Below are 18,831 nucleotides of genomic sequence, written 5' to 3'. Positions count from 1 at the left end.
CCCCGCAATGGCCTGGGGGACGTGCGACCGATGGCTCACGGATTCGGCGAGCTCTCGCCGGCGACCTGCAGCAGTTGCGAGCGACGGACGCGCTCGCGATGGGCAGTGTAGAGGCCGCTGGAAACGATGAAGGCGGCGCCGACGATGGTCCAGACGTCCGGCACCTCGCCGAACACCAGGAAGCCGAGGATGCTGACCCACAGCAACTGGGTGTAGGAGAACGGCGCCAGCACCGAGGCGTCGGCATAGCGGAATGCCAGCACGACGATCCACTGCCCCATGGTCGAAGCGACGCCGACCAGCACGCCGAAGGCGATGTCCTGCCAGGACGGCGTGGTCCAGACGAACGGCACGATCGCGGTGAGCACGCAGACGCCGGCGATCGACGAATAGGTCATGATCGTGATCGCGTGCTCGCGCCCGCTCATCATCCGCGTCATGATCAGGGTGCAGGCCCAGGCGAAGGCCGAGACGATCGGAAACAGCGCGGCAAGATGGAACGCGCCGGTGCCGGGGCGAAGAATCACCAGCACGCCAAACAGGCCAACCGCGGTGGCGACCCAGCGGCGCAGGCCGACCTTCTCGCTGAGGAAGATGATCGACAGCGCGGTGACGAACAGCGGCGCGACGAAGCCGGTGGCGGAGGCCTCGGCGATCGGCAGGTAGCGTAAACCAGTGATGAACATCAGCGACGAGCCGAGCAGCGCGACGCCGCGCAGCAACTGAAACTTGAGCTGCGCGGTGCGCATCGCGAACAGCGGCGAGCCCGGGATCATCGCCGGCACCATGATGAGCGCGAATACGACGAAGCGGATCCAGGTGATCTCGATCGAGGGCAGCGTCTTCGACAGATATTTCGCCGTCACGTCCGAGGTGCCGAGGAACACGGTCGACAGCAGGATCAGCGCAATGCCGCGGAACGGCCGGTCGGCGCGGGCGGGCGCGCGCTTGCGCCGGGCCTGCGGCTTGTCCTGCACGGACGTCGGCACGTCGTCGAGGCGCGCGGCGGCGGCCGCACTCGGGGGCGGGGTCACGGTCGAACTCGAAGGTTGGCAGAAGCGACGATTCGGTGAGTGGCGACAAAACGCCAATCACGGCCGCGGGACAACCCATGGAAAGCGGGCAGCCGATATGCGCTGGCTACGCGCCGAGGTAGCAAACATCCGTAATTTTCCGTGATGCTGCGCTACAGCATGGGCAGCCCACGCGGCTTCGGCCCGCGCGGAAAGGCGCGATCGATCGCGGCGATCTCGGCCGCGGTGAGCTCGATGTCGCCGGCCGCCGCATTCTGCTCGGCATGCTCGGGCCGCGACGCCTTGGGGATCGCGAACAGCGACGACGCCCGCGTCAGGAAGGCGAGCGCGACCTGGCGCGGCGTCGCGCCGTGCTGCTCCGCGATCCGCTGCAGCACCTCGCCGCCGGCGCTGCGGCGTTCCGGAAAGTCGTCATGGCCGAACGGCGAATAGGCGACGACGGCGACGCCGTGCTGGCCGCACCACGGGATGACGGCGTGCTCGATGGCGCGCTCCTGCAGGTGATAGAGCACCTGGTTGCAGGCGATCTTGCCGTCGCCGGCGACCTCCAGCAGCTCGTCGAGATCGTCGACGTCGAAATTGCTGACGCCCCAGGCTGCGATCTTGCCGGCCGCCTTGAGCTCCTCGAACGCTGCCACCGTCTCCGCGAGCGGATAGGAGCCGGGCCAGTGCAACAGATAGCAGTCGAGCCGGTCGGTCTTGAGCCGCTTCAGCGAGCGCTCGCAGGCGGTGATGGTGCCACGGCGGGAGGCGTTGCTCGGCAGCACCTTCGACACCAGGAACACGTCGTCGCGCCGGCCGGCGATGGCTTCGGCGATGACGAGCTCGGCATCGCCATACATCTCCGCGGTGTCGATGTGGCTCATGCCGAGATCCAGGCCGCGCCGCAACGTGGCGATGGCGCGGCTGCGGTCGGCGTGGTCGAGATACCAGGTGCCCTGCCCGATAACGGACACGCCGGCGCTGCCGGTTCCGAATGTCTTGTGCTTCATGGGCGGGAGCATAGAGGACGCGCAGCGCGGCGTCGATTGGCGCTCCCCAGGAACGTCATTCCGGGGCGACGCGTCAGCGTCGAACCCGGAATCTCGAACTTGGTTTGCACCGGCTCGTTTCCGCCATGTCGAGATTCCGGGTTCGGGGCCTTGCGGCCTCGCCCCGGAATGACGGCGGGCTTGGCTAGCTCGCCACCTTCACCGACGCCTCGGCCTGCGCCGGCGTCTGCGCGATCAGCCGCTTCATCTCCGGAATGCACGAGCCGCAATTCGTTCCCGCCTTGAGCTGCGCGCCAATCGCGGCGGGCGTGCGCGCGCCGCCGGCGATCGCGTCGCAGATGGTGTCGCGGCCGACGCCGAAGCAGGCGCAGACGATCGGGCCGCCGCCGACGCCATCGGGCGCGCGGCCGGACAGCAGCGTGCGGCGCTGGTCGTCGTCGAGACGATCGGCTGAAAACATCGTCTTCACGACGTTCCAGTCGCCGGCATCGTGGCCCGGTCCGACGAAGACGCAGGTCTCGATCCGATCGCCGGCGAAGGACGCCGCGCGATAGACGCCGCCGCCGACATCCATGTAGTCCGTGACGTCGTCGGTGGCGCGCGCCTTGAACCAGGCCGGCCAGCGCATGAGGTCGCCATTGTCGGCGAACAGATAGCCGAAGCCGCCCGAGACGGTCGCCCGCGCCCACCACAGATGGGACGGCAGCGCGAGCTCGCTACGCGCCAGAATGAAGCCGCGGAATACATACTCGTAGGGACTGATCGCGGCCGGCGTCGCCTTGGCCTCGGGCTGGCCGGAGAACGGATCGGTGTGGGAGGCGACCAGCGCGCCGACGCGGCCATGCGATGAGTTCGTCGCGTTCCAATGGATCGGCGCGAACAGCATGCCGCGCTGCTGGCGCTCGCTGACGACGACCTTGAGGATGCACTGGCCGTGCTCGGTCGTCACCTTGGCGAAGCCGTCATGCATCAGGCCGTAGCGCAGCGCGTCGTCCGGATGCACCTCGACGAACGGCTCCGGCTGATGCGCTGATAGCCGCGGGCTCAAGCCGGTGCGCGTCATGGTGTGCCATTGGTCGCGGATGCGCCCGGTGTTCAACCGCAGCGGCCGCGCGGCATTGGTCTCGCTGCGCAGCGCCGGCACCTCCGGCGCGACGAAGCGGGCCTTGCGGTCGCCGGTGAAGAAGGCGCCGTCGGCGAAGAAGCGCGGCGCGGGCGGCTTGCCCGCGCGCGCCGGCCACTGCACCGGCGCCAGCGTGTCGTATTCGTCGTCGCTGAGGCTCGCCAGCGCGCCGATGTCGAAGTCGCGGCTGCCGTCGTTCTCGAACGCCGACAGCGCGGCGTGCTCGCGGAATATGTCCGCGGCGGACGTGTAGTTGAAGGCGGAGGCGAAGCCGAGCCGCTTGCCGACCTCGCTCAGCATCCACCAGTCCGGCATGGCCTCGCCGGCCGGCGCCATGAAGGCGCGCTGGCGCGAGATGCGGCGCTCGGAGTTGGTCACGGTGCCCGACTTCTCGCCCCAGGCCTGCGCCGGTAGCAGCACGTGCACCCCGGCATCGACGGTGTCGTTGGAGCGGACGTTCTCGGACACGACGAACAGCTCGAGCTTCTTGAGCGCGGCGCGGACCAGATCGGCGTCCGGCAGCGACACCGCCGGATTGGTGCCGATCACCCACAGCGCCTTGATCTCGCCGCGCGCGATCGCCTCGAACATCGCGACCGCCTTCAATCCCTCATGGGTGGCGATGTCGGGCGCCTTCCAGAAGCGTCTGATACGATCGATGTCCGGCGGCGTGAAGCCCATATGCGCGGCGAGCTGGTTGGCGAGGCCACCGACCTCGCGGCCGCCCATTGCATTGGGCTGGCCGGTCAGCGAGAACGGCCCCATTCCGGGCTTGCCGATGCGCGCGGTCGCGAGATGGCAGTTGAGGATCGCGTTGACCTTGTCGGTGCCCTGCGCCGACTGGTTGACGCCCTGCGAATACAGGGTGACGACCTCTGGCGTGTCGCGGAACAGCTTGAAGAAGGCGGCGACATCGGGCTCGGACAGGCCGGTGGCGAGCGCGGTCGCCGCGCTGCTGCCGGCGAGATTGCGCGCGCGCGCCAGGGTCTCGTCGAAGCCAGACGTATGGCGCGCGATGTAGTCGCCGTCGAGCGCGCCGCTGTCGGCGAGATGCACCAGCAGGCCGGAGAACAGCGCCGCATCCGTGCCGGGTCTCAATCCCAGGAACAGATCGGCTTCGCTCGATGTATCGGTGCGGCGCGGATCGATGACCACGAACTTGGCGCCGCGCGTCTGCTTGTTCGCCAGCATGCGCTGATACAGCACGGGATGGCACCAGGCGGCATTGCTGCCGACGAAGACCAGCAGATCGGCCTGATCAAGGTCCTCGTACGTGCCGGGCACGGTGTCGGCGCCGAAGGCACGGCGGTGGCCGGCGACCGACGAGGCCATGCACAGCCGCGAATTGGTGTCGACATTGGCCGAGCCGAGAAAGCCCTTCATCAGCTTGTTGGCGACGTAGTAGTCCTCGGTCAGCATCTGGCCCGAGAGATAGAACGCCACGGCGTCTTCGCCGTCGCGGGCGACGATGTGCTTGAGGCGGCTCGCGACATGATCGAGCGCATCGCTCCACGCCACCCGCTCCATGCCGCCCTTGCAGCGGATCATCGGATAGAGCAGCCGGCTCTCGAGCCCGAGCGTCTCGCCGAGCGCCGAGCCTTTGGAGCAGAGCCGGCCGAGATTGGCCGGATGCGACGGATCGCCGGAGATCGCCGCGCCGCCGCTGCCGTCGGGCGTGGCGAGCACGCCGCAGCCGACGCCGCAATACGGACAGGCGGTGCGCACCGTGCGCAACTTGGGATCAACAGTCGTCATCGTGCGAGGTCCCCTCTCTCACGCTGCCCGTGGCCGCGCCGCGGCGCGGCCGAACATCATCTCGGTCCGGATCGATGCGACCGGCTCGCGGCTGCGGATCAGGTCGCGATACCACAGAGCATCCCTGGTCTCCCCGATCAGCACGGCGCCGGTGAGGCGCCCGTCGGCGATGACGAGCTTCTTGTAGATGCCGCGCCTGGCGTCGTTGAGCACGATCGTCTCGCTGCCCTCGGCGCCGACGAAATCGCCGGCCGAGAACACTGATACGCCCGACACTTTCAGATTGGTCGCGACGACGCTGCCGCCATAGGCCGCCTTGCGTCCGGCCAGATGCTGCGCCAGCACCCGCGCCTGCTCGTAGGCCGGTTCGACCAGGCCGTAGCAGGTGCCGCGGTGCTCGGCGCATTCGCCGAGCGCGAAGATGCCAGGCGCCGAGGTCTGCATCGCATCGTCGACGACGATGCCGCGGTTGACGGCGAGCCCTGCCTCCTTCGCGAGCGTCACATTCGGCCGGATGCCGGCGGCAAAGATCACCGCGTCGGCGGCGAGGCGCCGCCCGTCGGCCAGTTCGACGCCTTCGACGCGGCCGTCGCCGTGGATGGAAGCGGTGCTGGCATTGAGCAGAACCTCGATGCCCTTGCGCGCCACCAGTGACTTGAGCAATGCAGCCGCCGGCGCGTCGAGCTGCCGCTCCATCAGCCGGTCCATCAGATGCAGGAGCGTCACCTTGGCGCCGGCGCGCGCCAGGCCATAGGCCGCTTCCAGCCCGAGCAGCCCGCCGCCGACAACCACCACGCTGGCCCTCTTGGCCGCGAGCGCCAGAAGCACGTCGGTGTCGCGGCTGTCGCGGAACGTGTGCACGCCCGGCAGATCGGCGCCCGGCACCGGAAGCCGCAGCGGCAGCGAGCCGGTGGCGAGGACGAGGCGCGAGAACGCCACGTTCTCGTCGTTCTCGATCTGCAGCTCGCGCCGGCCGACATCGATGCCGGTCACGCGCGCACCGTATTTCAGCGTCACGCCGCGCTCGCGCCACCAGGCGGCCGGCTTGAGCTCGATCTCGTGGGACGCAGCCTCGCCGGCCAGCACCGACGACAGCAGCACGCGGTTGTAGGCGAGCCGCGGCTCCTCGCCGATGACGGCGATCGCGTAGCGGCCGAGCGCAGTCTGCGACAATTCCTCCGCCAGCTTTGCGGCGGCCATGCCGTTGCCGACGATGACGAGCGGTTCACCCAAAGCGCCTACTCCGCCGCCTGCGCCTTGCCATAGGCTTCCGCAATCATGTACCCGGACAGCGTGGCATAGGCCGCGGTCCAGGCGGCGGCGACCTCGGGCGTCCAGCCGTCGCCGAGGCCCTTTTCCAGGGTCCACAGCAGCGCGGCGCCGACCACCGGATAGTGCTCCGGCCTGGCGCCGTAATCGACGTGGCGCTTGGCGAGCGCGCTTGCCGCCGGCAGGATCGCAGGCAGGTTGGTCAATCCATTCACCACGACCGCCAAGGTCGCCATCAGCTTCTTGCGCTGCTCGGTGAGGTCGTCCGGAAACATCGCACGCACCTGCGGCGCGACCTCGAACAGGCGATCGTAGAAGATGGTCGCGGCCTGATCGGAGATCGGCGCGACCTTGGCAAAACTGTCCTGAACCAATGCGATCTGAGACGGCGTCATGGGAATCCTTCGATGATGGAAACGAGAACCCGTTAGTCGCCCGACGCGGAGAGCGGTTCGATCCGCTCTCCGCTTTCCAATCGTCACGCCGCCTCGACGTAGCGATGGCGCTCGTAGAGGAATTCCAGCACGCGCTGCCGGCACTTCACGTAGGTCGGGTTGGTCGCGAGCTCGAGCCGCTTGCGCGGCCGCGGCAGCGCGACCTCGAGCACCTCGCCGATATGCGCGCTCGGGCCGTTGGTCATCATCACGATGCGGTCCGACAGCAGCACGGCCTCGTCGACGTCGTGCGTGATCATCAGGATGGTGTTGCCGAGCTTCTGATGCAGCGCCATCACCGAATCCTGCAGGTGCGCGCGGGTCAGCGCGTCGAGCGCGCCGAACGGCTCGTCGAGCAGCAGCACCTTCGGCTCCATCGCCAGCGCACGCGCAATGCCGACGCGCTGCTTCATGCCGCCGGAGATCTCGTTCGGGCGCTTGTCCTTGGCGTGGGCCATCTGCACGAGGTTGAGGTTGTGCATGGTCCAGGCGTCGCGCTCGGCCCGGGTCTTGGTCTTGGCGAACACCTTGTCGACGCCGAGACGCACGTTTTCATAGACCGTGAGCCAGGGCAGCAGGCTGTGGTTCTGGAACACGACGGCGCGGTCGGGTCCCGGCGAATTCACCTCGCGCTCCTCCAGCAATACGCCGCCGGTGGTCGCCGTGGTAAGGCCTGCGACGATGTTGAGCATCGTCGACTTGCCGCAGCCGGAATGGCCGATGATCGAGACGTACTCGCCCTTCTCGATCGAGAGGTTGATGCCCTTCAACACTTCGGTGGTGGCGTTGCCGCGGGTGAACGTCTTGTCGACGTGATCGAGCTTCAGATAGGCCATGATCCCTTCCCTCTCAGTTCGTCGCGGTGCCGCGGGTGACGACCTTGCCCAAGACCGCGATCAGGCGGTCGAGCACGAAGCCGATGATGCCGACATAGAACAGGGCGAGAATGATCTCGCTGATGTGCGAGGAATTCCACGCGTCCCAGATGAAGAAGCCGATGCCAACGCCGCCGATCAGCATCTCGGCCGCGACGATCGCAAGCCAGGACAGGCCGATGCCGATGCGCAGGCCGGTGAAGATGTAGGGGGCCGCCGCCGGGATCATGATCTTGGCGAAGAACTCCAGCGGATTGAGCTGCACCACCGCCGCAACGTTGCGGTAGTCCTGCGGAATGTTGCGGATGCCGACCGCGGTGTTGATGATGATCGGCCAGACCGAGGTGATGAAGATCACGAAGATCGCCGACGGCTGGCCGTCGCGGAAGGCAGCCAGCGACAGCGGCAGCCAGGCGAGCGGCGGGATCGTGCGCAGCACCTGGAAGATCGGATCGAGGCCGCGCATCGCCCACACCGACTGGCCGATCAAGGTGCCGACACCGACGCCGACGACAACGGCGATTGCGTAGCCGAAGGCGACGCGGCGCAGGCTGGCCTCGAGATGCCAGAACAGGCCCTTGTCGATGCCGCCGTGGTCGAAGAACGGATCGAGGATCAGCTCGCGGGTATCGCTGAACACCCGGGAGGGCGGCGGCAGCGCCGAGCCCGCCCGGCGGCAGACCAGCTCCCAGATCAGCAGGAACAGCATCAGCACGATCAGCGGCGGGACGACACGCACCGCGACGTCGCGCGCCATCTTCACGTAGCCCTCGGCTTTTGGCTGCTGCTTGGGAGTCATGGTCACGATGGACGCGGACACGGACGTGGACGCGGTCGGCACGACCTTCGGAGCGCTATCGTTGATCAACGCTGGCATGGACATCGGAAACCTTTCTCCGTGCAATGAGAGGGGCCGCGCGTTTTGCACGCGCGGCGGGAGGTCCTGATCAGGCCTCGATCCGCTTGATCGACAGCGACTTCAGGTAGGCCGCCGGATCTTCCGGATCGAACACCTTGCCGTCGAAGAACGTCTCCTTGCCGCGCGACTTGGAGGTCGGAATCTCGGCGACCGCGACGTTCATCTCCTTGGCGGCCTCGCGCCAGATGTCCTCGCGGTTGACCTTGGCGATCAGCGACTTGGCGTCGAAGCCAGCTTCATACTTGCCCCAGCGGATGTCCTCGGTGATGAACCAGAGGTCGTGGCTCTGGAACGGATAGGAGGCGAAATCACGCCAGTACTTCATGATGTGCGGCGAGTTCTCGACCACCTTGCCGGTGCCGTAGTCGAACTTGCCGGCGGTGCGTCCGGCGACGTCCTCGACCGGGCAGTTCATCCACTGCCGCTTGGCCATGATGGTCGCAAGCTCCTGCTTGTTCTCCATCTTGTCGCACCACTGCTGGGCTTCCATGACCGCCATGGTCAGCGCCTTCGCGGCCTTCGGATATTTGTCGACATAGGCCGAGCGCATCGCGAAGGATTTCTCGGGATGCTTGTTCCAGATCTCACCCGTAGTGACCGCGGTATAGCCGATGCCCTGGTTGACGAGCTGCGCATTCCACGGCTCGCCGACGCAGAAGCAGTCCATCGTGCCGACCTTCATGTTCGCCACCATCTGCGGCGGCGGCACCACGATGGTCTCGATGTCCTTGTCGGGGTCGATGCCGCCGGCCGCGAGCCAGTAGCGGATCCAGAGGTCGTGGGTGCCGCCCGGGAAGGTCATCGCCGCCTTCACCGATTTGCCGGCCGCCTTCTTCTTCTCCAGCGCGGCCTTGAAGGGCGCGGTATCGAGGCCGAGCTTCAGGTCCGCATATTCCTTACCGACCGAGATGCACTGCGCATCGAGATTTAGCCGCGCCAGGATGTACATCGGCGTCGGCTGGTTGTTCTGCGTCACCTTGCCCGCGGAGATCAGGTACGGCATCGGCGTCAGGATGTGCGCGCCGTCGATGCCGTTGCCCTCGGAGCCGAGCACGAGGTTGTCGCGCGTGGTGCCCCACGAGGCCTGCTTCTGCACATCGACATCCGGCATGCCGTATTTGGCGAAGATGCCCTTGTCCTTGGCGACGAACAGCGGACCGGCGTCGCTCAGCGCGATGAAGCCGAGCTTGGCGCTGGTGACTTCCGGCCCCGCCCCCTGGGCAAAAGCGCCGCCAGGAAAGCCCAACCTCGCGGCCGCGAGCAGCGCGGCCGTGCCTGCGCCGGCCTTGAGAAGCTGGCGACGGCTGAGGCCGTTGCGGCGAGCAGGATTGGCAGTCTTCGTCATGAGTGCTGTCGTCCTTTGTCTGAGAAGAGCGCTCGATGGATGAATGGCCGTCCGTTGCGGGTCGCCGCGCCACGCACGAAAGGGCGTGTTCCGAGATGGCCTCGGAAGGGGCAGCGTCACGATTCGGATGAGGGTTGCGCGGACGGCATCGATGGCGTCGCAAACGCTCTTTCAAGCTTCGTGCCAACGCGCCGATTTTTAGTTTCGAAGCGAATTCAAACGCTTAGCCATGCACAGCAATGCATCAGACGCAGGAGGTCGCATCCAAAATTTGCGATTCGCCCACTTTGTGTGCGCCGCACACCAAGTGGGCATAGCACGATTGTTCCATGAGCATCCGGGCATCAAAGCAGCCCTTCGAAACATCCGCGGCGACGACATCCAAGCGCAATCAATTGAAACTACTCATCTTTATACTGGCGCCAGATTTGGCACAGGCATTGCTTGCAATTCGGCAAGTCAACGATGACTGCGGTTCGCTGGACTGTCGAGGCCGATGGGGCCTGATTATCCGGGACGGACGCGCGCACGCGACCGAGGTCTTCTCGGCGCGGTCGTCGTGACGCCCTTCCCGCATTCGACATCCGATCCGCCTGCCCGTGGCGATGTCCTTCGAGAGCCAGACCCTCTCGCAAGGCAGCTCGCAATCCATTCCCGAGAGCAAGCAAAGGACGTTTGAATGTCGTATCTCGCGCCTTCCGAATTCGTGACCAAGATGGTGGACGCAGGCGAGTCCAAGATCTTCATGTCCACCCGCGACACCGTCATCCGCGCCTACATGGCGGGCGCTATCCTGGCGCTCGCGGCCTGGTTTGCCGTCACGATCAATGTGAATACCGGCCAGCCGATCATCGGCGCCCTGTTGTTTCCGGTCGGCTTCTGCATGCTCTACCTGCTCGGCTTCGATCTCCTGACCGGCGTGTTCGTGCTGTCGCCGCTGGCGCTGATCGACAAGCGTCCGGGCGTGACCATCGCGGGCGTGCTGCGCAACTGGGGACTCGTCTTCATCGGCAATTTCGCCGGCGCACTGACCGTGGCCTTCATGATGGCATTCGTGACCACGTTCGGCTTCACGCAGGAGCCGGACAAGGTCGGCGCCGTCATCGGCAATATCGGTGAAGGCCGTACGCTGGGCTACGCGGCGCACGGCGCCGCGGGCATGGCGACGCTGTTCATCCGCGGCATGCTGTGCAACTGGATGGTCTCCACCGGCGTGGTCGGCGCGATGATCTCGACCACCGTGCCAGGCAAGGTGCTGGCGATGTGGATGCCGATCCTGGTCTTCTTCTACATGGTGTTCGAGCATTCGGTGGTGAACATGTTCCTGTTCCCGTCGGGGCTGATGCTCCATGCGAAGTTCTCGATCATGGACTATCTGATCTGGAACGAGATCCCGACCGTGCTCGGCAATCTCGTCGGCGGCCTCTCCTTTACCGGCCTCACGCTCTATGCCACCCATATCAGGACGCAGCGGAAGCGCGATGCCAAGGTCTCCGTTCGCGCAGCCGCCTGATTTCATTTTCCCTTGGGAGCCCGCCCGCGCTAAGGTCGGGCTCCCTCGCCTTCGCCCCACAGCCAAATGCCATTGCGGATCACAATCGGAGCGCATTCCGACAAAGGGCAGAAGCCGGGCAACCAGGACTTCCACGGCGCCCTGATCCCCGATGAGCCTGCGCTCAGCCTGAAAGGCATCGCGGTCGCCATCGCCGATGGCATCAGCAGCAGCGAGGTCAGCCACATCGCGAGCGAGTCCGCGGTCAAGAGCTTCCTAACCGATTATTACTGCACGCCGGATGCCTGGTCGGTGAAGACGTCGGCGCGACGCGTGATCACGGCCGCCAACTCCTGGCTTCATGCCCAGACCAGAGCCAGCCAATACGCCTATGACCGCGACAAAGGTTACGTCTGCACGCTCAGCGCGATCGTGATCAAGGCGGCCACCGCGCATCTCTTCCATGTCGGCGACTGCCGCATCTCACGCCTCGCCGGCCATTCGCTCGAGCAGCTCACCGACGATCATCGCGTCATGATCTCGTCGCAGCAGAGCTATCTGGGGCGCGCGCTCGGGGTCAACCCTCAGGTCGAAATCGACTATCAGGCTGTCAGGATCGAGCGCGGCGACATCTTCGTGCTCGCGACCGACGGCGTTCACGAGCATGTCGGCAAGCGTTTTGTCGCCAACGTGTTGAAAGAGAATTCCCTCGACCTCGACCAGGCGGCCCGCATCATCGTCGCCGAGGCGCTGGCGCAGGGCAGCGCGGACAATCTCACCATCCAGATCGTGCGGATCGACGAGCTCGGTGTCGGCGACGCCGCCGAGATTCCGGTCCAGGCCGAGCAGCTGCCGCCGGCGCCGCTGCTGGACGCGCGGATGATCTTCGAGGGCTACCGGATCCTGCGCGAGATTTATTCCAGCAGCCGCAGCCACATCTATCTGGCGGTCGACGTCGAGACGGAGCTCCCCGTCGCCATCAAGGTGCCTTCGATCGACCTGCGCGGCGACCCGGCCTATTTGAAGCGTTTCCTGATGGAAGAGTGGATCGCGCGACGGATCGACAATCCGCACGTGCTGAAGGCCTTCCCATCGACGCGCCGCCGCGATCATCTCTACGTCGTCACCGAATTCGTCGAAGGCCAGACCCTGGCGCAATGGATGATCGACCATCCGAAAGCCGATCTCGATACTGTCAGAGACATCATCGAGCAGATCGCCAACGGACTGCAGGCGCTGCATCGCAAGGAAATGCTGCACCAGGATCTGCGGCCTGCAAACATCATGATCGACCGGACCCGGACGGCGAAGATCATCGATTTCGGATCGGTGCGCGTCAGCGGCGTGGTCGAGGCCGACCCGGCCGCCGACCACGACAGCATCCTCGGCACCCAGCAATATACGGCGCCGGAATACTTTCTCGGCGAGGGCGGCTCCGAATGGTCCGATCAGTTCTCGCTCGGCGTGATCGCCTACCAGATGCTGACAGGCCGGCTGCCCTATGGCGCGCAGATGGCGCGCGCGAGAACCCCGGCACAGTTTCGCAAGGTGCGCTATCAGCCGGCCTCGGGCGATGACCAAACCGTCCCGCTGTGGATCGACGGCGCACTTCGCCGCGCCGTCCATCCGGTCGCTGCCAAACGTTACGAGAGCCTCTCGGAATTCGTCTTCGACCTTCGGCACCCCAATCCGGCCTATGTCGGCGGCGACCGGACACCGCTGATCGAGCGCAATCCGCTGCTGTTCTGGAAGGCAACGACGGCGCTGCTCGCGATCGCCGTCGTCATCCTGCTCGCGGCTCGCCACGGCGGCTGGTAGGCGGGACTGGCGCTCGCCGCAGGATCAGGCGGGTTCAGGCGCGATCGCGCCGAGCGGCCTCGGCGCCACGCCTGCTCCCGGCTTCATGCGGAAATCATAGCTCATCAAGTGCCACGGCCCGGCCGCCAGCTTGCCGTCCGGCATCACCGCATCGGTGCGCCGCTGCACCTGGGCGACGAGGTCGTCCTTGACGCCGAAGACGACGTCGCTGTCGAGATATTCGTCGCCGCCGACGAAGACGTGGGTGATCAGCGGCTCGTAATCCTTGGCGTCCACCAGGAAATGCACATGGGCCGGGCGCATCGGATGACGCTTCGTCTCGAGGATCATCCGTCCCACCGGACCGTCGGTCGGGATCGGATAGCTGCAGGGCAGGATGGTGCGGAAGAAAAAGCGACCATCCGCATCCGTGATGAAGCGCGCCCGCGACGACGGACCATCGCTTTCATAGGACGGCCGCTGCGAATCGTAGAAGCCCTCGTCGTCGGCATGCCAGACATCGACCGTGGCGCCCGCCAGCGGAGCACCCGACAGATCGGTCACCCGTCCCTGGACGAACATCTTCTCGCCCTTGAGATCCGCCGAGATGTCGGTGCCGTGGGGCGTCACCTTGTGCTCGCCGACGTAGAACGGACCGAGCACGGTCGTCTCCGTCGCCCCTGCCCGGTCGCGATGATTGATGGCGTCGACCAGCATCGACACGCCGAGCACGTCGGACAGCAGGATGAACTCCTGCCGGCTCGCGGTGCAGGTCTGGCCGGTGCGGGTGAGAAAGTCGATGGCGGCGGCCCATTCGTCGAACGTGAGATTGGTCTTGCGGACGTAGTCGTGCAGCGAGGCCACCAATTCCTGCATGAGGAATTTGACCCGTGGGTCGGGTGTCCCCTCGAAGCTCTTGACGACGGCATCCGTGAGCTCGGCTTCGTTGAATTGCGTCATGGGCGGTCCTCCTGCGGCGAAGGCTACATCAGCCCGACGGGCGCTGCCATTGGAAGCGCGGCGATTTTCCGCTATCACCCAGCTCCAGCTCCATCGCCTTCGCGCAAGCCGTCCGCGCGGGCCACGAAAACCGAACGACAGCGGAGACGCCGATGCTCGCCCCCACTCCCGCCTCGCCCGAAACCGTCGGCATGTCGCAAGCCGCGCTCGACCGCATCGATGCCCACCTGAAACGGCGCTATGTCGAGGCAGGCCGTTTTCCAGGCACGCAGTTGATGGTCTATCGCCGCGGCAAGATCGTGCACGCGAGCTCGCTCGGCTTTGCCGACGTCGAGCGCAAGGTCCCGGTCCGGGACGACACGATCTACCGCATCTATTCGATGACCAAGCCGATCACCTCGGTCGCCTTCATGATGCTGGTCGAGGAGGGCAAGGTTGCGCTCGACGAGCCGGTCGCGAAATACATTCCGGAGTGGAAGAATCTCGGCGTGTTCGTCGCCGGCACGGCACCGGCCTTCGTCAGCCGGCCCCCGGCGCGGCCGATGCTGATCGTCGACCTGCTGCGCCACACCTCGGGCCTCACTTATGGCTTCCAGCAGCGCTCGAACGTCGATGCCGCCTATCGCGACGCCAAGATCGGCGCGGTCGAAAAGGCCGGCACCCTGCAGTCGATGATCGATGACCTCGCGCGGATTCCGCTCGAGTTCTCGCCGGGCGAGGCCTGGAACTACTCGGTGTCCACCGACGTGGTCGGCTATCTCGTCGGCAAGATCGCCGACCAGCCGTTCGAGCAATTCCTGAAACAGCGCATCTTCGATCCGCTCGGCATGAGCGACACCGACTTCCACGTTCCCGCGGCGAAGGCGCACCGGCTGGCGGCGTGCTACTCGGCCGACGCCGGCGGCGCCTTGTCGTTTCACGCCGCCGATCGCAAGGGCGGCCTGACCTTGCAGGACGACCCGGCGACCAGCACCTTCCTCAACCCGCCCGACTTCATCTCCGGCGGCGGCGGCCTGTGCTCGACCACGGCCGACTATCTGACGTTCTGCCGCGCATTGCTCAATGGCGGCGAGCTCGGCGGCGTCAGGCTGCTCGGGCCGAAGACGCTGAAGCTGATGACCTCGAACCATCTGCCCGGCGGCGTCGACCTGCCGGCGCTGTCGCGCTCGATGTTCGCGGAAGCGGCCTATAACGGCATCGGCTTCGGTCTCGGCTTCTCGGTGACGATGGACCCGGCCAAGACGCTGATCCCCGGCAGCGCCGGCGAATATGCCTGGGGCGGCGCGGCCTCCACCGCGTTCTGGATCGATCCGGCCGAAGAGCTGATCACGATCTTCATGACCCAGGTGCTGCCCTCGAGCGCCTACCCGATCCGCCGCGAGCTGCGCACGATGGTGTACGCGGCCATCACCGAGAGCAACGTTTAGGAGAGGCGCTGTGGCGGCAAAGCCGCTCAGGGAACCGACGATCCCCGCGCATTGCGCTTGGCGCGCTTGCACCGCTCTCCTATGCTGACAACGATGTGAACGGCTGCAACCGCCGGGACCTTGCGGACGCAGCCGCTCCAGCCTGATATGCGCTCGCTGCATACATTCGCCTGCGCCCGACGCATCTCCCCAGCCGACGTCAGTCCCAACGGCAATCAGCAGCGCCAGCTCAAACGGGGCATCCGTGCCAAAACTCTCCCTGCCGATCCGGCTTGCTCTTCTGGTCGCGGGGACCACGCTGCCGCTCATCCTGTTCGCAGGCGGGATCGTCTTGCACAACTACATGCAGGACCGCAGCGACGCCCGCCAGCGCGTGCTGGAGACGGTGCGCAGCATCCGCCTGACGCTCGATGCCGAAATGCAGCGCATGACCGGCGGCGTCCAGGTGCTGGCGCTGACCGATGCGCTGACCACCGGCGATTTCGAACGCTTCCGGCCGATCGCGATGGGCTTCCTCGAGCAGTACGGCAAGAACGGCACGATCGTGGTCGCCGACCGCGAGGGACGCCAATTGTTCTCGTCGGCGACGCCGGATACGGCTCACCTGCCGCCGCGCAACAACCGCGAGATCACCCGCCGCGTGTTCGAGACCAGGCAGCCGCAATATTCCGACCTGTTCTACGGCGTCGTGAAGAAGAGCCTGATCGTCACCGTCGAGGTTCCCGTCTTTCGCGACGGCGAGGTCGTCTATGACATCTCGTTCAGCCCGCCGATCGAGATGTTCCAGACCATCCTGGAAAAGCAGCGGCCGAACCCGGACTGGACCCTGTCGCTGCTCGACCGCCAGGCGACCGTCTTCGCACGCGTGCCGAATCCGACGAAGACGATCGGCAAGCAGGCCTCGCCCTCGGTCTTCGATCGCATGCGCAGCGAGCAGGAGGCGACGCTGTCGAGCGTATCGCTCGAGGGTGTGCCGCTGCTGTCGAGCTTCACCCATTCCACCCTGACCGGATGGACCATCGGCGCCGGCATCGCCGAGGATTCGCTGGTGGCGCCGCTGTGGCGCAACCTCGCCGTTACCAGCCTGCTCGGCGGCATCATGCTGGCGATCGGCCTGGCCTTCGCGGTGCGGATGGCGACGACGATCGCGCGCGCAGAGATGCTGCACGATCTGCTGATCGAGGAGCTCAATCACCGGGTCAAGAACACGCTGGCGATCCTGCAGGCGATCGCGGTGCAGACCTTCCGCAGCGCCAGCCGCCATGAGCGCGAGAAGTTCGAGGGCCGGCTCGGCGCGCTCGCGGAGGCGCATAATCTGCTCAGCAAGGAGAAATGGCAGGGCTCCGAGCTGCAGGACGTGATCGAGCGCGTGCTCAAGCCCTACCGCCTCAACACGCCCGACCGCATCAGGATCTCCGGCCCGAAGGTGGCGCTGTCGCCGCGGCTCGCGGTCGTGCTGTCGATGATCGTGCACGAGATCGCAACCAACGCCGCCAAATATGGCGCGCTCTCGAACGACACCGGCACGGTCGATCTGTCCTGGGAGCTGACGAGCGCGGCCGACGCCGCGAAGAAGCTGCCGGCACGGCTGCGGCTGGTGTGGCAGGAGACCGGCGGCCCGGTGGTCTCGGCGCCGATCCAGCGCGGCTTCGGCTCCCGCCTGATCGAGCGCAGCGCGCGCGATCAGCTCGGCGGCGAGGCCACGGTCGACTTCCTGCCGCCGGGCGTGGTCTACACCATCACCTGCAAGCTCGACGATTGAGCCGCGTCAGCCGAACCTCTGCAGCGCCGGGAACGTCTCGAGCAGCCAGATGCTGAAGGTCGAGACCGCGCCGGTGAGAAAGCCGATGCCGGTGGCGATCATCAGCACGCCCATCGCGCGCTCGATGTTCACGAGATGGCCACGCATGCGCATGAACAGCGCCGAGAACTGCTCGATCATGAACGCCGCGACCAGGAACGGAATGCCGAGGCCGGCGGAATAGACGGCAAGGAGCCCGGCGCCCTTGGCGACCGTCGTCTCCGCGGCTGCGATCGAGAGGATCGCAGCCAGGATCGGCCCGATGCACGGCGTCCAGCCGAAGGCGAAGGCGAGCCCCATGACATAGGCGCCCCACAGGCCGACCGGCTTGGGGATCGGCAGCCGCCCTTCGCGCATCAGGAACGCGATCCGGGTCAGGCCGAGGAAGTGCAGGCCCATCACGATGATGACGATGCCGGCGAGAATGGACAACTGCTCCGACCAGGCCCGGATCAGGCCGCCGATCAGCGAGGCGCTCGCCCCCAGCATGACGAACACGGTGGAGAAGCCCAGCACGAACAGTGCGGCCGAGATCATCACCGCGCGGCGCGACGCGGCCGGAGGCTCCTCGCTCTCGATGTGCTCGATCGTGGCGCCGGTGAGATAGACCAGATACGGAGGAACCAGCGGCAGCACGCAGGGCGAAAGAAAACTGACCAGGCCAGCAATGAACGCGGCCGGAATCGATACGTTCTGGATCATGCGAGTCCCGCGATACGCCCCTCCAGGCGCAAGCCGGGGCACGACGCTTCTTGCCGCCGATACGGGGAATACGCAACAGACGTGCCGAAGTTACGGCGCTCAACGATGATCACCGCCTGCAGGCCTTCGCTAGGATTGAGCCCGACGTCCCCGGATCAGAGCCTCGTCGGCAAAGTCCCGCCCGGATGCGGCACGTCCACCCGTTCCAACCGGCTCGTCCGCGAGCCGCGCGCGCATCACCGCGGGATCACGACATATCACAAATGCGCTAAATGCACCTTTGTGCACACATCGAACTGTGCTATTTCACCACTCGAAGCAAAGGCTGCCTGCGCTGACCCGGCTGCAGCTTCGGATCGCGCAGCTTGTCGGGATTGTCAGCTTGAACCATCTCATCGCAGAGCGATCTCAGATCGTCCTCGCTCAGACGGTTCAGCTTCATACGCAGGTCGAGGATGGCAACCGAGACCAAATGTGCCGATTCGCGATTGCCCGTCGCCGCGAGCGTGGCGCGGCACTGCTCCAGGGATGCAAGCACTGCAAGCATTTGTTCGTCTGAATTGGCCACAGGCGTCGTTTCCGTTCTAGCGTGCGACGAGATGGAGCCGAGCAACTCCCGACTCGCGGATGGCTTCCAAATACGTCATGTCGTAGCTCCCCTGCGCTTTGCCCATGCGGCTCATCCGAGCCGCGCGCCCACCCCCTGGGACGGCACGACGACGTCCTGGCATGGCGCATGGTGAAGACACATCACCGCTCCCCGGCATTCGATGAGTTAGCGCCACGATCCGTTCATCAAGATAGCATGACAACGGACCATCTTCGAATACCATTTCATTGCAGTCGAGGCAAAAACCGTCGATCTTAGGTTCGACTCGCGCTAAGCGTGTCTCTGTCCTACATGAT

General features: G+C 65.9%; 15 protein-coding genes. 4 read left to right on the top strand and 11 right to left on the bottom strand.

Annotated features, from left to right (window positions below):
* Nucleotides 1–35: 35 nt before the first annotated feature.
* The 8 genes from QW845_RS16080 to QW845_RS16045 all read right to left on the bottom strand — a co-directional run bounded on the left by QW845_RS16080 (nucleotide 36) and on the right by QW845_RS16045 (nucleotide 9,746).
* Nucleotides 36–989: a DMT family transporter gene (locus tag QW845_RS16080; RefSeq protein WP_315802556.1), complete on the bottom strand. Its 954-nt coding sequence runs from the start codon at nucleotides 987–989 to the stop codon at nucleotides 36–38.
* Nucleotides 990–1,186: 197 nt separating this feature from the next.
* Nucleotides 1,187–2,026 (bottom strand): aldo/keto reductase, encoded by an 840-nt coding sequence (locus QW845_RS16075; protein ID WP_315802526.1) that lies wholly within the window; start codon nucleotides 2,024–2,026, stop codon nucleotides 1,187–1,189.
* Nucleotides 2,027–2,210: 184 nt separating this feature from the next.
* Nucleotides 2,211–4,904, bottom strand: a complete 2,694-nt coding sequence (locus QW845_RS16070) for a molybdopterin-dependent oxidoreductase (RefSeq protein WP_315802525.1) — start codon at nucleotides 4,902–4,904, stop codon at nucleotides 2,211–2,213.
* 18 nt (nucleotides 4,905–4,922) lie between these two features.
* Entirely contained in the window at nucleotides 4,923–6,137 is a 1,215-nt protein-coding gene (locus QW845_RS16065) for an NAD(P)/FAD-dependent oxidoreductase (protein ID WP_409997921.1), read from the bottom strand.
* Nucleotides 6,138–6,142: 5 nt separating this feature from the next.
* Nucleotides 6,143–6,568, bottom strand: a complete 426-nt coding sequence (locus QW845_RS16060; RefSeq protein WP_315802524.1) for a globin family protein — start codon at nucleotides 6,566–6,568, stop codon at nucleotides 6,143–6,145.
* A gap of 83 nt (nucleotides 6,569–6,651) precedes the next feature.
* A complete protein-coding gene (locus tag QW845_RS16055; protein ID WP_315802554.1) occupies nucleotides 6,652–7,446 on the bottom strand; it encodes an ABC transporter ATP-binding protein in 795 nt (264 codons plus the stop codon).
* 10 nt (nucleotides 7,447–7,456) lie between these two features.
* Nucleotides 7,457–8,365, bottom strand: a complete 909-nt coding sequence (gene ntrB, locus QW845_RS16050) for a nitrate ABC transporter permease (protein WP_315802523.1) — start codon at nucleotides 8,363–8,365, stop codon at nucleotides 7,457–7,459.
* Nucleotides 8,366–8,429: 64 nt separating this feature from the next.
* The gene (locus QW845_RS16045; RefSeq protein ID WP_315802522.1) at nucleotides 8,430–9,746 is read right to left on the bottom strand and encodes a CmpA/NrtA family ABC transporter substrate-binding protein; all 1,317 of its coding nucleotides are present in this window, start codon (nucleotides 9,744–9,746) and stop codon (nucleotides 8,430–8,432) included.
* 679 nt (nucleotides 9,747–10,425) lie between these two features.
* On the opposite strand from QW845_RS16045, the gene QW845_RS16040 reads away from it, so the two are divergent.
* The gene (locus tag QW845_RS16040) at nucleotides 10,426–11,259 is read left to right on the top strand and encodes a formate/nitrite transporter family protein (protein ID WP_315802521.1); all 834 of its coding nucleotides are present in this window, start codon (nucleotides 10,426–10,428) and stop codon (nucleotides 11,257–11,259) included.
* Between the two features lie 66 nt (nucleotides 11,260–11,325).
* Nucleotides 11,326–13,056 carry a bifunctional protein-serine/threonine kinase/phosphatase gene (locus QW845_RS16035; protein WP_315802520.1) on the top strand — a complete coding sequence of 577 codons (1,731 nt, stop codon included), beginning with the start codon at nucleotides 11,326–11,328 and terminating at the stop codon, nucleotides 13,054–13,056.
* 24 nt (nucleotides 13,057–13,080) lie between these two features.
* Here QW845_RS16035 and QW845_RS16030 read toward each other — a convergent pair whose 3' ends face one another.
* Nucleotides 13,081–13,995, bottom strand: coding sequence for an intradiol ring-cleavage dioxygenase (locus QW845_RS16030; protein ID WP_315802519.1), 915 nt, complete (start codon nucleotides 13,993–13,995; stop codon nucleotides 13,081–13,083).
* Nucleotides 13,996–14,147: 152 nt separating this feature from the next.
* On the opposite strand from QW845_RS16030, the gene QW845_RS16025 reads away from it, so the two are divergent.
* Both QW845_RS16025 and QW845_RS16020 read left to right on the top strand, forming a co-directional pair.
* The gene (locus QW845_RS16025) at nucleotides 14,148–15,422 is read left to right on the top strand and encodes a serine hydrolase domain-containing protein (protein WP_315802518.1); all 1,275 of its coding nucleotides are present in this window, start codon (nucleotides 14,148–14,150) and stop codon (nucleotides 15,420–15,422) included.
* A 244-nt stretch (nucleotides 15,423–15,666) separates the two neighbouring features.
* The gene (locus QW845_RS16020; RefSeq protein ID WP_315802517.1) at nucleotides 15,667–17,184 is read left to right on the top strand and encodes an HWE histidine kinase domain-containing protein; all 1,518 of its coding nucleotides are present in this window, start codon (nucleotides 15,667–15,669) and stop codon (nucleotides 17,182–17,184) included.
* Nucleotides 17,185–17,190: 6 nt separating this feature from the next.
* Here QW845_RS16020 and QW845_RS16015 read toward each other — a convergent pair whose 3' ends face one another.
* Complete coding sequence (locus QW845_RS16015) at nucleotides 17,191–17,925, bottom strand: cytochrome c biogenesis CcdA family protein (protein WP_315802516.1); 735 nt, start codon at nucleotides 17,923–17,925, stop codon at nucleotides 17,191–17,193.
* 301 nt (nucleotides 17,926–18,226) lie between these two features.
* Nucleotides 18,227–18,472 (bottom strand): hypothetical protein, encoded by a 246-nt coding sequence (locus QW845_RS16010; protein WP_315802553.1) that lies wholly within the window; start codon nucleotides 18,470–18,472, stop codon nucleotides 18,227–18,229.
* Nucleotides 18,473–18,831 lie beyond the last annotated feature (359 nt).

The sequence above is a fragment of the Bradyrhizobium sp. SZCCHNS3002 genome (assembly GCF_032377435.1).
Taxonomy (GTDB): Bacteria; Pseudomonadota; Alphaproteobacteria; order Rhizobiales; family Xanthobacteraceae; genus Bradyrhizobium.
This window is presented reverse-complemented; position numbering and strand designations above follow the sequence as displayed.

Coding starts and splice junctions, on each gene's coding strand:
- QW845_RS16010 (WP_315802553.1), bottom strand. CDS start 18,472: ATGCTTGCAGTGCTTGCATCCCTGGAGCAGTGCCGCGCCACGCTCGCG.
- ntrB (WP_315802523.1), bottom strand. CDS start 8,365: ATGTCCATGCCAGCGTTGATCAACGATAGCGCTCCGAAGGTCGTGCCG.
- QW845_RS16035 (WP_315802520.1), top strand. CDS start 11,326: ATGCCATTGCGGATCACAATCGGAGCGCATTCCGACAAAGGGCAGAAG.
- QW845_RS16040 (WP_315802521.1), top strand. CDS start 10,426: ATGTCGTATCTCGCGCCTTCCGAATTCGTGACCAAGATGGTGGACGCA.
- QW845_RS16045 (WP_315802522.1), bottom strand. CDS start 9,746: ATGACGAAGACTGCCAATCCTGCTCGCCGCAACGGCCTCAGCCGTCGC.
- QW845_RS16060 (WP_315802524.1), bottom strand. CDS start 6,568: ATGACGCCGTCTCAGATCGCATTGGTTCAGGACAGTTTTGCCAAGGTC.
- QW845_RS16070 (WP_315802525.1), bottom strand. CDS start 4,904: ATGACGACTGTTGATCCCAAGTTGCGCACGGTGCGCACCGCCTGTCCG.
- QW845_RS16015 (WP_315802516.1), bottom strand. CDS start 17,925: ATGATCCAGAACGTATCGATTCCGGCCGCGTTCATTGCTGGCCTGGTC.
- QW845_RS16030 (WP_315802519.1), bottom strand. CDS start 13,995: ATGACGCAATTCAACGAAGCCGAGCTCACGGATGCCGTCGTCAAGAGC.
- QW845_RS16075 (WP_315802526.1), bottom strand. CDS start 2,026: ATGAAGCACAAGACATTCGGAACCGGCAGCGCCGGCGTGTCCGTTATC.
- QW845_RS16025 (WP_315802518.1), top strand. CDS start 14,148: ATGCTCGCCCCCACTCCCGCCTCGCCCGAAACCGTCGGCATGTCGCAA.